Source organism: Marinospirillum sp. (assembly GCF_035271045.1).
GTDB lineage: Bacteria > Pseudomonadota > Gammaproteobacteria > Pseudomonadales > Halomonadaceae > Marinospirillum.
The window spans coordinates 67,260-83,049 of record NZ_DATESC010000008.1 but is presented as its reverse complement, the minus strand read 5'-3'; the positions used below and the strand labels follow the sequence as shown (position 1 = coordinate 83,049).

Below are 15,790 nucleotides of genomic sequence, written 5' to 3'. Positions count from 1 at the left end.
GCTATTTTTAAATCATGAGAGATACTTTGACCTTTGAAATCCTAAGCCGCCAGCAGGCTATATTAGAAGCTTCCAATGAATTGATCGCCACTATTTCGTTAGATCAGCGTCTAATGTATTTAAATTTGGCGGGTCGCCGAATGTTAGGTATTCCTGTTGCGCTTAATTTAGATTTAGAAAGAATCTATGTGCGTAATCTGCATTCCCTTGACGTTTACCAAACCATTAATGAAGGCATTATTCCGCAATTGATTACGGATAAAAAAACTTGGGAAGGTGAATTAACGTTTTGTGATTTAAAAGGTGAAGAATTTCCTAGTTATTTAACTATTATTCCACACCTGAATATTGCGGGTGAAATCTTGTGGATTACAGCCATTGCCAGAGATTTGCGCCGTAGGAAGATTTTTGAGTCGCAGCAACGCTTAGCGGTACGCGTTTTTGAATCAACCATTGAAGGGATCATGGTGACTGATGGTAGAGCCAAGATTCAGCAGGTTAATGCTGCATTTACTGAAATAACTGGCTACCAGCCCGAAGAAGTTTTAGGTAGAACACCTAGCTTGTTGCGCTCTAATCACCACGATAAAGCTTTTTATGATGCCATGTGGGAAAGTATTGCAGAATTTGATCGTTGGCAGGGTGAAGTTTGGAATCGCCGTAAAGACGGCAGTGTGTATTTACAATGGCTTTCTATTAATTGTGTGCGTAATGAGCGCGGTGTAATAGAAAACTATATCTCCATTATTCATGATTTAAGCGAGTTGCGTGCTAAAGAAGCACAGATACAGCATTTGGTGCATCACGATGTATTAACGGGCTTGGGTAATCGTCACCAATTAAAAGAACGTTTAAACCATGCTGTACGCCAAGCTAAAAGCCAAGGCGAAGAGTTGGCTTTATTGCTACTTGATTTAGGTCATATTCAAATTATTAATGAAACCTTTGGGCATAATTGGTGCGATAAGCTAATAAGTGAACAAAGCAACAAGCTACTAGATCTAGTGGGTGATGCTGATACTTTGGTGCGAGTGGGTGCCGATGAGTTTGCTTTGTTAATTGAAGATTACGAGTCTATCCATGACATTACACAGCTAGCGGATGAAATAAAACAAAAGCTCCAACAGCCAGTTGCCATTGATGATAAGCAAGTTACTTTAAGTCCTTCGATTGGCGTCGCTTTTTATCCCGAAGATGGTGAGGATACCGATACATTATTAACCAATGCACAAACGGCTTTAAATGAAGCTAAACACGCAGGGCGCGATACTTTCCGCTTTTTTGACCATAAAATGAGTGATGAAGCCCGTAAGTTATTAAAACTTGAACAGGCATTGCGTATTGCTATTACGGGTGAAGGTTTAAGTTTACATTTTCAACCTAAAGTACAGTTGGTTGATCAACAAGTTTATGGTGTTGAAGCCTTAATTCGTTGGCAACACCCAGAATTAGGGGCTTTATCACCCGCGGTATTTATCCCTTTGGCAGAAGAGTCTGGGCTGATTGTTGAAATAGGTGCTTGGGTGGTTCAGGAAGCTTGCCGCGCTATGGTGCGCTGGCGTGATGCGGGGTTAGTGCTGCCTAGAGTGGCGATTAATGTTGCAGTACAGCAGCTAGAACAAAAAGAGTTTCCAGTTTGGTTGAATGCCACGATTAAAAATTATGGATTAAGCGTAGATTGTTTTGAGTTAGAAATCACTGAAACAGGTTTAATGCAAAATGAATTGTGTGCATTAAGTACGCTTAGTGAGTTACAGGAAAAAGGTTTTCGTATTGCTTTAGATGACTTTGGTACTGGCTACTCCAGTCTTTCTTATCTACGTAAACTACCGCTTTCAACGCTAAAAATAGACCGTTCTTTTGTAGTGGATATGGGGTCCGATGATATTAGCCTAAGCATTGTACAAACCATTGTGCAGTTGGCGCATAACCTTAAATTAGATTTGGTTGCTGAAGGCGTTGAAGAAGAAACCCAAGCCATGCAGTTATTAGCGATGGGTTGTCAGCAGGCGCAAGGCTTTTTGTATTACAAACCCTTACCAGAGTTAGAGTTGATAAAGTTACTTAAACCTTGTTAGTTTTGAGGTTTTTAAGTCCTAATAAAAGCTGAATCATTTGATGTGCGGCATTCGATAGGGTGCGCTCGCGGTGGTACAAAAAACCCAGTGGACGGGTAATGGGTTGATGATCCAGTTTTAGCACTGCTAAGCTTTCATCAATCAACGTTTCAGGCAGCAAACTCCAACCCAAACCTATCGAGACCATCATTTTTATGGTTTCCATATAATTGGTCGATAGCGTTACATTTAATTCCAATCCTTGTTCTTTGAATACTTTGCTTACTATGCCACGGGTAAAAGTCTGCTGCCCCGGTAATACCGCATCGTGCTGGGTTAAATCTTCTAACTTTAAATTAGCTTGCTGGCTTAAAGGGTGGTCTTTAGCCACCACAAACCTAAGTTGATCTAACCAAACAGGTACGACGACCAAGGCTGGGTCGGGTTGGGGTGCTAGCGTTACGATTGCCAATTCTAAATTGCCAGTTAATACACCTGCATAAGCCTGTTCAGAATCTTGAAAGCGCATATCGAGCTTTACTTGGGGGTGGGCTTGGGTAAAGGCTTTTAATAAAGGCGGTAAGCGGTGTAGGCCAATATGGTGGCTGGTTGCTAAAATAAGCGAGCCTTGAATTTCACCACTTAAATTAGCCAGCATCCGGCGCGTATCTTTTAAATCGGCTAACAAATGCCTTGCTCTAGGCAAAAGTGCGTTACCGGCTTGGGTCAGTTTAATGTTGCGACCAATGCGATCAAACAGCTTTTGGTTAAGTTGTTCTTCAAGGCTGGCAATACGTTTGCTAACTGCTGGCTGGGTTAGGTGCAATGCATCGCCAGCGCGTGAAAAAGATTCCTGCTCGGCAACCGCAACAAACGCTTGTAAGGATTGAATGTCCACTTTAATTAGTATTCCAAAAAGTTATGCTTAATATGAATGCTATGAATTGGTTTTATTAAAGCCCAACCATTAAGATGTTAGCAAGCCTAAATAAAGGCTACCCATTGAGGAGAAGAAAAAAATGGCTCAAACCCTATATGACAAATTGTGGGATGCCCACCTAGTTAAACAGCGTGATGATGGTACGGCGCTTATTTATATTGACCGTCATTTATTGCATGAAGTGACTTCACCCCAAGCCTTTGAAGGCTTACGTTTAGCGAACCGCCAACCTTGGCGCTTATCGGCAAACCTAGCCACGCCAGACCATAACGTGCCAACAACGCTTAAAGAGCGGGCGCAGGGTGTGAGTGGAATTGAAGATGAAACGTCACGTATTCAAGTGCAAACCTTGGATGATAACTGTGAAGCTTTTGGTATTACTGAATTTAAAATTAACGATTTGCGCCAAGGTATTGTTCACGTCGTTGGCCCAGAACAAGGTGCAACACTTCCCGGCATGACGCTGGTGTGTGGTGATTCGCACACGGCAACTCATGGTGCATTTGCTGCGTTAGCCCACGGGGTGGGTACGTCAGAAGTTGAACACGTTTTAGCAACCCAGTGCTTAATTCAGCGCAAAATGAAAAACCTACTGATTCAGGTAGATGGCGAGTTGCAAAAGGGCGTGACCGCTAAAGACATAGTACTGGCCATTATTGGTGAAATTGGTACAGCGGGTGGTACAGGTTATGCCATGGAATTTGCCGGTTCTGCCATTGCCGACCTGTCAATGGAAGGCCGTATGACCATTTGTAATATGGCGATTGAAGCCGGTGCGCGTGTAGGCTTGGTGGGTTGTGACCAAACCACGATTGATTACGTTGAAGGTCGTCCTTTTGCACCTAAGGGTAAAGATTGGGATTTAGCGGTTGAATGGTGGAAAACATTGCATTCTGATGCTGATGCCAAGTTCGATAAAGTGGTTAAGTTAGATGCTGCCAAAATTGAGCCGCAAGTAAGCTGGGGTACTTCGCCAGAAATGGTCGGCTCAGTGAATAGTCGTGTACCCGACCCTGCTAAGGCTGGCGATGAGAATCTACGTAAAAGCTGGGAATCGGCTTTAAAATACATGGGTTTAAAAGCCAATCAAGCAATTACTGATATTAAGCTCGATAGAGTCTTTATTGGTTCTTGCACCAACTCACGCATTGAAGACCTACGTGCTGCGGCTGAAGTGGCTAAAGGTCGTAAAGTTGCATCAACTTTAATGCAGGCTTTGGTAGTGCCGGGTTCTGGTTTGGTTAAAAAGCAAGCCGAAGAAGAAGGTTTAGATAAAATCTTTATTGAAGCGGGCTTTGAATGGCGTGAGCCGGGTTGCTCTATGTGTTTAGCGATGAATGCCGATAAGTTAGGTCAGGGTGAGCATTGTGCTTCGACTTCTAATCGTAACTTTGAAAGTCGCCAAGGCTATGGTGGTCGTACCCACTTAGTAAGCCCAGCGATGGCAGCAGCAGCGGCAATTGCCGGTCATTTTGTTGACGTTCGTGAGTGGAGTTAAGAATGGAAAAGTTTACCCAATTAAATGGTTTGGTTGCGCCTTTAGATAGAGCCAACGTGGATACTGACCTGATTATTCCTAAGCAGTTTTTAAAATCCATCAAGCGCACTGGCTTTGGCCCTAACTTGTTTGATGAGCTGCGTTATTTAGACGAAGGCTTTCCCGGGCAAGATGCAAGCAATCGCCCCTTGAATAAAGACTTTGTACTGAATCAGCCACGTTTTAAAAACAGTGAAGTGCTGTTATCTCGTGCTAACTTTGGTTGTGGTTCGTCACGCGAGCACGCACCTTGGGCATTGGTTGATTACGGCTTTCGCGCCATTATTGCACCCAGCTTTGCAGATATTTTCTTTAATAACGCACCCAAAAATGGCCTGCTGTTAATTCAGCTAGACGATGCCACGATTGATCGCCTGTTTAACGAAGTAGAAGCCACAGAAGGCTACCGTTTATTAGTCGATTTACCAGCGCAAACAGTGACTACGCCAAGCGGTGAAGTATTAAGTTTTGAAATGGATCAGTTCCGTAAGCATTGCTTAATTGAAGGCTTAGACGATATCGGCTTAACGCTAAAAGATGCAGTCGACATCAAAGCTTATGAAGAAGCACGCGCTAAAGTAACCCCGTGGATTTTTGCCTAAATTTATTGAAAGAGAATTGTAATGACTAAACATATTCTAGTGTTACCGGGTGATGGTATTGGCCCTGAAATTACTGCCCAAGCGGTAAAAGTAATGGAAATTTGCCGTGATGATTTTGGTGTTGATATTAGCTGGGAAGAAGGCTTGGTGGGCGGTTCTGCTTATGATGCAGCCGGTCATCCTTTGCCGCCTGAAACTTTGGCTAAAGCACAAGCCGCCGATGCTATTTTACTAGGCGCTGTGGGCGGCCCTAAGTGGGATAAATTGCCCGATATTAGTCTGCGCCCAGAGCGTGGCTTGCTCGGTATTCGTAAAGAATTAGCCTTGTTTGGAAACCTTCGCCCAGCCCTGCTTTACCCTCAGCTAGCCGATGCTTCTAGCCTTAAGCCTGAAGTGGTTTCAGGTTTAGATATTATGATAGTACGTGAGCTAACCGGTGGCATTTACTTTGGTCAGCCACGGGGTATTCGTACCTTAGAAAATGGCGAAAAAGAAGGTTTTAACACTTACGTTTATTCAGAAAGTGAAATTCGCCGCATTGCCAGAGTTGCTTTTGAAATGGCACGTAAACGTAACAAGCGTTTATGTTCGGTCGATAAAGCCAACGTGCTAGAAGTGACCATGCTATGGCGTGATGTGATGGAAGAAGTGGCTAAAGACTACCCAGATGTTGAACTGTCGCACATGTACGTTGATAACGCGGCCATGCAGCTAGTACGTGCGCCTAAACAATTTGATGTGATGGTTACTGGTAATATGTTTGGTGATATTTTATCGGATGCAGCGGCCATGCTAACCGGTTCTATCGGTATGTTGCCTTCCGCATCTTTAGATGAAAATGCTAAAGGTATGTACGAGCCTTGCCACGGCTCAGCGCCGGATATTGCTGGTAAAGATATGGCTAACCCCTTGGCGTGTATTTTATCGGTGGCCATGATGCTACGCTACTCATTTGATCATAGTGATGTTGCCGATAAAATCGAGCAAGCTGTTAGCGATGTGTTAGATCAAGGTTTGCGTACTGCTGATATACTATCGAATGGTATGACTAAAGTGGGCACAGCCGAAATGGGTGCTGCTGTTGTTAAAGCTTTAAAAGTACTTAAATAAAAAGCACTTAAATAAGAGGATACTATGCGTAAACTCACGGTAGGTTTAGTTGGCTGGCGCGGGATGGTCGGTTCGGTACTTATGCAGCGGATGCAGGAAGAAAATGATTTTGACTTGATTGAGGCGGTTTATTTTACAACCTCTCAGGCAGGTAAAGCGGGCCCAAATGGTCAGCCATTGCAAAGCGCTACTGATTTAGACGCGCTTAAAAAGTTAGACGTTATTTTGACTTGCCAAGGTGGTGATTACACCACTGAAGTGTATGGTCCTTTACGTGCGGCGGGCTGGAAAGGCTATTGGATAGACGCAGCTTCTAGCTTGCGTATGGCAGACGACAGCATTGTTGTGCTAGACCCAGTGAATCGTAAGGTCATTGATGCAGGTTTACAAAAAGGCATAAAAACCTTTGTTGGCGGTAACTGTACAGTTAGTTTAATGCTTATGAGTCTGGGTGGTTTGTTTGATAAAGGCTTGATTGAATGGATGACCTCCATGACTTATCAAGCAGCTTCTGGCGCTGGCGCACAAAATATGCGTGAATTGCTGAACCAAATGGGCGCTTTGCGTGATTCAGTGGCTAGTGAATTGGCAGACCCAGCTTCAGCTATTTTAGATATCGACCGTAAAGTTGCTGCGGCGATGCGTTCGCCAGACTTCCCAACCGATAAGTTTGGAATGCCTTTGGCGGGAAGCTTAATTCCTTACATAGACACTCAGCTAGATAACTTACAAAGCCGTGAAGAATGGAAAGGCCATGCCGAAACCAATAAAATTTTAGGTTTGGCCAACAATCCTATTCCTATTGATGGCCTTTGTGTGCGTATTGGTGCGATGCGTTGCCATAGCCAAGCCTTTACCATTAAGTTAAAGCAAGATGTGCCTATGGATGAAATTCATGGCCTGCTAGCAGCGCATAATGACTGGGTAAAAGTAGTGCCTAACGAACGTGAAGCGTCGATTCGTGACCTAGGCCCAACCGCAGTTACCGGAACTTTATCTGTTCCAGTCGGTCGTTTACGCAAAATGAACATGGGATCTCAGTACCTATCGGCATTTTCTGTGGGCGACCAGTTGTTATGGGGTGCTGCAGAACCGTTAAGAAGAATGTTACGCATTCTTTTAGAGCGTTAAAATAGTAATAAGTACACAAAGCGGCAGCTTTGGCTGCCGTTTTTTTAAATCAGCGATGACAAAGCGCGTAAAAGCTGTTAAAAACGCTTACTTAATAAAATTTGTAGAAGAAATGGTTTTTTCTACGCTTCGCTGGGTTATACAAGGTATGAGGCAGGGTTTATGCAAAGTAAGTTGAACGGTGTTCGATCTTGGTTGCTGGTCGGGTTAACAGCAGGTTTAGTGGCTGTGCCTTTATATGCGACTTCTGACTCGGTTGCACTAAGCAAGGAAGAATTGCGTACTGCTTTCGCCTCTACAACGGCTACGCCTAATCGTCAGCGCACAGTAAAAATTGGATCTAAAGATACTTTGTGGAGCATTGCACGTACCAATAGGCCCAATAATAATGTCACCATTAAACAAGCAATGCTTGCCATACGTGATGCCAATGCTAAAGCCTTTCCTTCGGGTAATATTAATGAAATGGAAATCGGCAATCCTATCATTATTCCTTCTACGCAAGCCATGACTCGCCGTAGCGCGATGGAAGCAGAGCAAGAAGTACGTCGCCAAAATCAAGCGTGGGTAGCAAGCCGAACAGCACCCGCTCCGGTTATTAAAACGCCACTTGTTAAACCTAAAGCGCCTAGTGTAGCTGACCAATCTAAACCCGCAGCACCAGAACCAGAATTGCGTGATTTAACCTTAGTGGCACCCAATACTAATGAAGCAGCTAAGGCTGATGAAGCTAATAAAATCAGCGCCGCGCAGCAACAACGCATTAATCAATTACAAAATGACTTAGCCAGCAGTGAAGAAAATTTACAAATTGCTGAACGTGAAAAAGATGAATTAGCTGAACGCATTTCTAATATGCAACAGCAAGTCAGCACCTTGCAGCAATTGATTCAATTGAAAGATCAGCAGCTAACTGACATGGAAAAACAACTGGTCTTAGGACAAACTGAACCCCGCATTAGCCCCGTTATTATGCCTAAAGTACCTGTACCTGATGATTTAGCTAGCCAAATTAAAAATCAATCGGTGCTTTATACGGCGCTAGGTGGTTCGGTTTTATTGTTGTTGGGTTTGTTATGGGCGCTTATTTCAACACGTAAAAAATTAAAAGCAGCTAATAAACCTAGCCCTGCTGTTGCCCCCGTTACGCCTACTGATTCAGCTAGCCCTGTGATAGATCAAGTTAATGCAACGGCTGCTGAGCCTGTTGAGCCTGTGAATGATTTAGAGGTTGTTGCGCTGGATACTAATTTTAACTTGGACTCCCTAGAAGACGAATTGAGTAATTTTGACGAAGAATCCGAAGCTCAACCACTTCAGCCACCACTTCAGCCACCACTTCAGCCACCTGCTGAGCGTGATGCACTACAAGAAGCTGAAACGTTCATTGCTTATGGGCGTTTAGAGCAAGCGGCAGGTTTTTTACAAACAGCTTTAGTTAACGAACCTGATCGTGAAGATTTACGCCTCAAACTGTTAGAAGTATTGGTTGAGTTAAACGATGAAGAAACCTTTCGTCAACAGCAGCAGCAGTTAGCAGAAAATCAAGCATCGACTACTGCTTTAGAACGGGCTAAAGAATTAGCGTCATTTTTTGTCGCCGCTAACGTTGTCAGCGAGCAGTCTAAGGCGGAGGCGAATGAAGAAGATTTTAATGACCTAGACCTAGCAACAATGAATTTTGGGTCTATGGACGAGGTAAATGAAATGGACGAGGTAAATGAAATGGATTTAGGTGATTTGAATTTAGATAAAGAACCCTTTGTTGATTTAGAAAGTTTTGATGCTTATGTAGATAATTCTTTAGATGACTTAACAGAGATAGAGCCTTTAGAAGCTGAGTTAGATCAGTTGATTGCTAGCAAGCCGCCTTTACAGCCTAGCGTAGATGAACCAATAGAAAACAATGGCTTTGATTTAGAAGAGCTTGATCCTTCTGATATTATGCGTTTAGATTTAGATTTAGATTTGGAATCGGATTTAGATTTAGAAAAACCACTGGATGCTAACGAGTTAACTGACCAAAACGATTCCTCTGCTAATTTTGAACCTGTTAATTATAATTCAGATGCGAATGATTTTATGCAGGCTTTAGATAACCTTGATCTTGATAGTGAGCCAGAACCAACAGCGGCTAATGAATCAAAAGATATTTATAATACGCAAAGCATTGATGAAGAATTAGCGGCTTTAAATGAAAATTTAGCTGAGTTAAAAGCTTTTAGTGAACATTCACCAGAGTCATCTGGTACGGATGATTTAAGCGACTTAACTGATTTAGATGACCTAGCCGATTTAGATGATTTGGGTGGTTTTAGTGGTTTAAATGATTTAAGCGATTTAGGTAATGTAGAGTTAAGTAGTTTTGAGAATGATTTAACGACGCAACTAGATTTAGCAACGGCTTACATTGAAATGGGCGATCAAGAAGGCGCTAGAGAAATTTTAGAAAAAGTCATTGAGCAAGGGGATGCTGATAGCAGAGCAACGGCTCAGCAAATGCTAGAGGTTTTATCTGATTAATATGCCTTTGTCTGATCCTTTTACTTTATTTGCTATTGATGATGCTGCATCAGGGCGCATTGCCTTGGGTGTGGAGTACTTGGGCAGTAATTATCGTGGTTGGCAAGCGCAGCACACGGGTGTACCTAGCATTCAACCTTTGGTTGAAAAAGCCTTACAAAAAATAGCTTTAGAGCCGATTACAGTTCACTGCGCTGGTCGAACCGATGCAGAGGTTCATGCTTGTTGTCAGGTGGTTCATTTTGATACGGCTGTTGCTCGCCCAAGTCGAGCTTGGGTGTTAGGTACTAATAATAACCTGCCGCCCGATATTCGTATTCGTTGGTCACAGCCTGTTGTTGATAATTTTCATGCGCGTCACTCTGCGTTAGCTAGGCGTTACCGTTATGTGATTTATAACAGCAGCGTGCCTTTTGCCCAAATGCACGATCAGCTAACTTGGCACACGAAACCTTTAGATGCTGATAAAATGCATCAGGCAGCACAATTGTTAGTGGGTGAAAAAGATTTTTCGGCATTTCGTTCGGTACGCTGTCAGTCATCCACACCTTGGCGACACCTGCACTTTATTCGCGTGTATCGCCGTGGTCAGTTAATTGTTATAGACATTCAAGCCAATGCTTTTTTACACCACATGGTGCGTAATATTGCCGGTGCTTTAATGGACGTGGGTGAGGGGCAGCGCCCTGTTGAATGGTTAACCGAACTGCTAGAAGCAAAGCAACGCGCTGTAGCGGGTATAACAGCACCCGCAGAAGGTTTGTATTTAGTAGCAGCACATTATCCAGAGCGCTTTAATTTACCACTAGAACCACTTGGGCCACATTTTATGCATCTGCTAGCGGATGAACACCTCGATGATCCTTATCCAGAATTTTTGCCTGAATGGTATCGCAGTGATTTAACCCGTTCTCAGCAGAAAATTACATCTTTGCAAAAGGATGCTGATTAGCGTGCGTATTAAAGTGTGTGGTTTAACGCAAGTCGATGATGCTTTAACTGCTGTTAAAGCGGGTGCAGATGCCCTAGGATTTGTTTTTTATCCACCCAGCCCAAGAGCCATTGCACCTGAACAAGCCGCCAAAATTATTCAACAGCTACCCCCTTTTGTGATGATGGTTGGCTTATTTGTTGACCCTGAACCCGCTTGGGTAGACGCTGTACTTGAACAAGTGCCGCTCGATTTATTACAGTTTCATGGCGATGAAACTGAAGCTTTTTGCCAAAGCTTTGGTCGGCCTTATATAAAAGCACTGCGAATGAAACCTGATTTTGATCCTGAACAGGCAGCAGCAGGTTGGCCCAGCGCCAGAGGTTTTTTGCTTGATGCTTACACACCGGGCACTCCTGGTGGTACGGGTGAAGTGTTTGATTGGCAACGCTTTCCAGCCAGTGAATCACCTAGCTGGATTCTTGCTGGTGGTTTAACACCAGATAATGTTGCTGAAGCCATTCGGATCACTCAGCCTTATGCAGTGGATGTTTCTGGTGGAGTTGAAAGCAGTCGAGGTATAAAATGCCCGATAAAAATTCATGCCTTTATTAAGGCGGTTAGAAGTTAAGGGGATAAAGTGTGTCCAAATATGCTGATTTGCTAAACTTGCCCGATGCGAAAGGCCATTTTGGTCCTTATGGTGGTCGTTTTGTATCAGAAACCCTGAGCTATGCTTTGGAACAGCTAGAAGAGCAGTATGCTCGTTTAAGTGCTGACCCAGCCTTTCAGGCCGAATTTGACAAAGATCTAGCACAGTATGTGGGTCGTCCTTCGCCGCTTTACCACGCTGAGCGTTGGTCTAAGCATTTAGGTGGCGCACAAATTTGGCTAAAGCGTGAAGACTTGAATCACACTGGCGCACACAAGGTTAATAATACCGTTGGTCAAGCTTTATTGGCTAAGTATTCTGGCAAAAAACGCATTATTGCCGAAACCGGCGCAGGTCAACACGGCGTTGCCACAGCCACTGTTGCAGCACGTTTAGGTTTAAAATGCCAAATTTATATGGGTGCAGAAGACGTACAGCGCCAAGCCCCTAATGTTTACCGTATGAAGTTATTAGGTGCTGAAGTTTTTGCGGTAGAATCTGGCTCTAAAACACTAAAAGATGCCATGAATGAAGCCATGCGCGACTGGGTAACTAACGTTGACGACACCTTTTATATTATTGGTACGGTTGCAGGCCCGCACCCTTACCCCATGTTAGTGCGTGATTTTAACGCAGTGGCTGGGCGTGAAGCGCGTGAACAATCACTAAAACAGATTGGTCGTTTACCCGATGCATTAATTGCTTGCATTGGTGGCGGTTCTAACGCTTTGGGTTTATTTCATCCATTTATTACCGATGATGAGGTTGAAATGTATGGCGTTGAAGCGGGCGGTGAAGGTATCGCTTCGGGTCGTCATGCTGCGCCTTTAAATGCCGGTCGTCCTGGAGTTTTACACGGTAATCGTACTTATTTAATGGAAGACGATGCTGGGCAGATTACCCCAACTCACTCTATTTCTGCGGGTTTAGATTACCCAGGTGTCGGCCCTGAACACGCTTATTTAAAAGATGTTGGCCGTGTTAAGTATGAAATAGCTACCGATGATGAAGTGATGGACGCTTTTGGTGATTTGTGTTCTTTTGAAGGCATTATTCCGGCCTTAGAATCTAGCCATGCTTTAGCCTTTGCTAAGCGTTTAGCGCCCACCTTAGGCACAGACAAACACCTAATCGTTAATTTGTCGGGCCGTGGCGATAAAGACATTATGACCGTTGCTAAAATGCAAGGGATCACCCTATAACTGCGTCTGATGGAGAAAAGCATGAGCCGTATTAAAACTACCTTTGCTAACTTAAAGCAGCAAGGACGCAAGGCGTTAATTCCTTTTATTACTGCGGGTGATCCTAAGCCAGATGCAACCTTGGGTTATATGCACGCCTTGGTTGAAGCTGGTGCCGATATTATTGAACTGGGTGTGCCTTTTTCAGACCCGATGGCCGATGGCCCTGTGATTCAAAAAGCCTGTGAAAGGGCTTTATTGCACGGTACACGTTTAGTGGATGTGCTAGGCATGGTTGCTGAGTTTCGTAAAACTAACGACACCACGCCCGTTGTTTTAATGGGTTATTTAAATCCCATTGAAGTGCTGGGCTATGCAACGTTTGTAGATGCTGCGGCTAAAGTTGGGTTAGACGGCGTGCTGGTGGTTGACTTACCACCCGAAGAAGCCGTTGAATTTTCTGCGTTATTAACGGCTCAGCAAATGGATTCTATCTTTTTGCTAGCACCGACGACCACCCTTGAGCGGGCTAAAAAAATCTGTGCGGCAACCACCGGTTACCTATATTATGTATCCATCAAAGGCGTTACAGGTTCTGCAACTTTAGATGTGGATGCAGTGGCTGAACGCTTAAATGAGTTTGCGGGTATTACCGAACTACCTATTGCGGTAGGTTTTGGTATTCGTGATGGTGCAACGGCTGCTGCTTTAGGTGCTGTGTCTGACGGTGTTATTGTGGGCAGTGCCTTGGTTAGCAAAGTAGCTGAATTAGCCGACACGCCTGAAAAAATTGCGCCCGCTATGGCGAAAATACTAAGTGAAATGCGCCAAGCATTAGATCAATTACCCAAATAAAATTTAGGTTATAGAGTTTATTATGAGCTGGTTAAATCGCATTGTTCCATCCATCATCCGTTCTGAAGCCAATGATCGCAAGGCTAGCGTGCCTGAAGGCTTATGGCGTAATTGCCCTAAGTGTGCTTCAGCCATTTACCGCCCTGAATTAGAAAAAAATCAGCACGTTTGCCCTAAGTGCGATCATCATATGCGTATCTCTGCGCGTAAGCGTTTAGAAGGCTTCTTAGATACCAATACCGCTAGTGAATTATTTGGTGATTTGGAACCTGTCGACCGTTTAAAATTTCGTGACTCTAAAAAGTATAAAGACCGCTTAACCGCGGCTCAGCGTGCAACGGGTGAAAAAGATGCGCTAATCGCTATGTTGGGTGAATTAGACGGCTTGTCTGTTGTTGCGGTTGCTTTTGAGTTTAATTTTATGGGTGGCTCGATGGGTTCTGTGGTTGGCGAAAAATTTGTTCGCGCTGCTGAACTGGCTTTAAAAGAGCGTATTCCTTTGATTTGCTTTTCTGCTTCAGGTGGTGCGCGAATGCAAGAAGCGCTTTTTTCGCTGATGCAAATGGCAAAAACGTCGGCGGCATTAGAGCGCCTTAAACAAGCAGGCGTACCTTACATTTCAGTATTAACCGACCCGGTTTATGGTGGTGTTTCTGCTTCTTTAGCCATGCTGGGTGATTTGAATGTCTCTGAACCTTTCGCACTTTGTGGTTTTGCAGGCCCGCGTGTTATTGAGCAAACCGTAAGAGAAAAACTCCCTGAAGGCTTTCAACGCGCCGAATTTTTGTTAGCACACGGTACGGTGGATATGATTATTCATCGCCGTGAATTGCCTTCAAAACTGGGTGGTTTGCTGCGTAAAATGACGCAACAACCTGCTTTTTGTTGATCGCCTCGTGACTGTTAATTTATCACCAAGCGCTTCTTTAGCGTTAGATTCATCAACTAGCTTAGCAGCTTGGCTTAAACATTTAGAAAATCTGCATCCTTGTGAAATAGATTTAGGTTTAGCAAGAGTAAGGGCAGTGGCGCAACGCTTAAAACTGCCTTTATTGTTTGAAGCGCGTCAGCAAGGCTTATCTAAAGTTATCACTTTTTCTGGCACAAATGGTAAAGGCTCGACGCTGGCACTCACCGAATCTATGGCGCTTGCTCAAGGTTTAACGGTCGGCAGTTACACTTCGCCACATTTTTTACATTTTAACGAGCGCATTAAGCTCAATGGTCAGCCGGTCAGTGATACCACGCTGACCACTGCTTTTTTGCGTATTGAAACTGCGCGTGTAACACCGGCTGCAGAACCGATTTCTTTAAGCTATTTTGAATTTGCTACCTTAGCCGGTTTGTTGATTTTTCAAGACGCTGCTGTTGATTTATGGCTTTTAGAAGTGGGTTTAGGTGGGCGCTTAGATGCCGTAAATATCGTGGATGCTGACGTGGCGGTGTTAGTCACTGTGGCACAAGACCATATGAATTATTTGGGTGCTGATTTAAACATTATTGGTCAAGAAAAAGCGGGTATTTTTCGTAAAAGTCGTCCAGTGGTATTGGGTAGTCTAAACTTGCCCAATAGCGTTTACTTGGCTGCAGAAGCTTTAGATTGCCAAGTTTTTCAATTATGGGAAGCCTTTCAACGCACTGTCAATACAGAAGGTAACTGGGCTTGGCAGGGCATTGGTGCGACGATTAATTTAGGCGTTGAAGAACAAACCTCTGTTTACTTCTCTGATTTACCCAGTAACCCTTTGCCCCCTGATAATGCTGCAACAGCGATTCAAGCTTTGCTGCTGGTGTGCCCTAACTTAACAGAACAGGCGATTAAAAATGGGTTGGCAACTGCCCGTTTAACCGGACGTATGCAGCGAGAAGGGCAGTGGTTATTAGATGTGGCACATAACCCCGAAGCAGCCAGTTACTTAGCCGCTAGATTAGCTGAACAAGGTAAGAAAAAACGTTTAGCATTAGTGGGAATGATGGCTGATAAAGATATACACGCCACCTTGTTACCCTTGCTGCCTTGGGTGGATGCTTGGATAGTGACTAGCTTACCTTTATCGCGTGCCGCTAAAGCCGACAAACTAGCGGCTTTATTAGAATCGCTGGGTGCTCAAGTGATGGTGACAGACTTAAATGACCAAGGTGATTTAGCTTTTTCTACGGCTCAACAAGCGTTGCAAGTCGATTATGATGAAGTGTTGGTTATGGGTTCTTTTTTTACACTGGCACAGGTATTGCTGCAATTAAAACACACGGCTGTTGAATAGTGACTGT

Annotated in this window: 13 protein-coding genes; 12 read left to right on the top strand and 1 reads right to left on the bottom strand. The window is 44.0% G+C overall.

The window, feature by feature from the left end:
- The first annotated feature begins 26 nt into the window (after positions 1 to 26).
- Positions 27 to 2,078, top strand: a complete 2,052-nt coding sequence (locus tag VJY63_RS04330; protein WP_324048527.1) for a sensor domain-containing protein — start codon at positions 27 to 29, stop codon at positions 2,076 to 2,078.
- On the opposite strand, the gene VJY63_RS04325 is transcribed toward VJY63_RS04330, so the two are convergent.
- Positions 2,065 to 2,955, bottom strand: coding sequence for a LysR family transcriptional regulator (locus tag VJY63_RS04325; protein WP_324048526.1), 891 nt, complete (start codon positions 2,953 to 2,955; stop codon positions 2,065 to 2,067). The two genes, VJY63_RS04330 and VJY63_RS04325, sit on opposite strands and share 14 nt — an antisense overlap.
- A 121-nt stretch (positions 2,956 to 3,076) precedes the next feature.
- Here VJY63_RS04325 and leuC point away from each other — a divergent pair, with 121 nt between their 5' ends.
- The 11 genes from leuC (at position 3,077) to VJY63_RS04270 (ending at position 15,783) form a co-directional block, all read left to right on the top strand.
- A complete protein-coding gene (gene leuC, locus VJY63_RS04320; protein WP_324048525.1) occupies positions 3,077 to 4,495 on the top strand; it encodes a 3-isopropylmalate dehydratase large subunit in 1,419 nt (472 codons plus the stop codon).
- 2 nt (positions 4,496 to 4,497) lie between these two features.
- The gene (leuD, locus tag VJY63_RS04315) at positions 4,498 to 5,136 is read left to right on the top strand and encodes a 3-isopropylmalate dehydratase small subunit (RefSeq protein WP_324048524.1); all 639 of its coding nucleotides are present in this window, start codon (positions 4,498 to 4,500) and stop codon (positions 5,134 to 5,136) included.
- 21 nt (positions 5,137 to 5,157) lie between these two features.
- Positions 5,158 to 6,246, top strand: coding sequence for a 3-isopropylmalate dehydrogenase (leuB, locus tag VJY63_RS04310; RefSeq protein WP_324048523.1), 1,089 nt, complete (start codon positions 5,158 to 5,160; stop codon positions 6,244 to 6,246).
- Positions 6,247 to 6,270: 24 nt separating this feature from the next.
- Positions 6,271 to 7,377 (top strand): aspartate-semialdehyde dehydrogenase, encoded by a 1,107-nt coding sequence (gene asd / locus VJY63_RS04305; RefSeq protein ID WP_324048522.1) that lies wholly within the window; start codon positions 6,271 to 6,273, stop codon positions 7,375 to 7,377.
- Between the two features lie 162 nt (positions 7,378 to 7,539).
- Entirely contained in the window at positions 7,540 to 9,900 is a 2,361-nt protein-coding gene (locus tag VJY63_RS04300) for a FimV/HubP family polar landmark protein (protein ID WP_324048521.1), read from the top strand.
- Between the two features lies 1 nt (position 9,901).
- Positions 9,902 to 10,852: a tRNA pseudouridine(38-40) synthase TruA gene (truA, locus tag VJY63_RS04295; protein ID WP_324048520.1), complete on the top strand. Its 951-nt coding sequence runs from the start codon at positions 9,902 to 9,904 to the stop codon at positions 10,850 to 10,852.
- Position 10,853: 1 nt separating this feature from the next.
- On the top strand, positions 10,854 to 11,462 hold the full coding sequence (locus tag VJY63_RS04290) for a phosphoribosylanthranilate isomerase (RefSeq protein ID WP_324048519.1): 609 nt from the start codon (positions 10,854 to 10,856) through the stop codon (positions 11,460 to 11,462).
- Positions 11,463 to 11,473: 11 nt separating this feature from the next.
- Positions 11,474 to 12,685, top strand: coding sequence for a tryptophan synthase subunit beta (trpB, locus tag VJY63_RS04285; protein ID WP_324048518.1), 1,212 nt, complete (start codon positions 11,474 to 11,476; stop codon positions 12,683 to 12,685).
- Between the two features lie 21 nt (positions 12,686 to 12,706).
- Positions 12,707 to 13,519, top strand: a complete 813-nt coding sequence (gene trpA / locus VJY63_RS04280; protein ID WP_324048517.1) for a tryptophan synthase subunit alpha — start codon at positions 12,707 to 12,709, stop codon at positions 13,517 to 13,519.
- Positions 13,520 to 13,541: 22 nt separating this feature from the next.
- Entirely contained in the window at positions 13,542 to 14,408 is an 867-nt protein-coding gene (gene accD, locus VJY63_RS04275) for an acetyl-CoA carboxylase, carboxyltransferase subunit beta (RefSeq protein WP_324048516.1), read from the top strand.
- A gap of 7 nt (positions 14,409 to 14,415) precedes the next feature.
- Positions 14,416 to 15,783 (top strand): folylpolyglutamate synthase/dihydrofolate synthase family protein, encoded by a 1,368-nt coding sequence (locus VJY63_RS04270; protein ID WP_324048515.1) that lies wholly within the window; start codon positions 14,416 to 14,418, stop codon positions 15,781 to 15,783.
- Positions 15,784 to 15,790 lie beyond the last annotated feature (7 nt).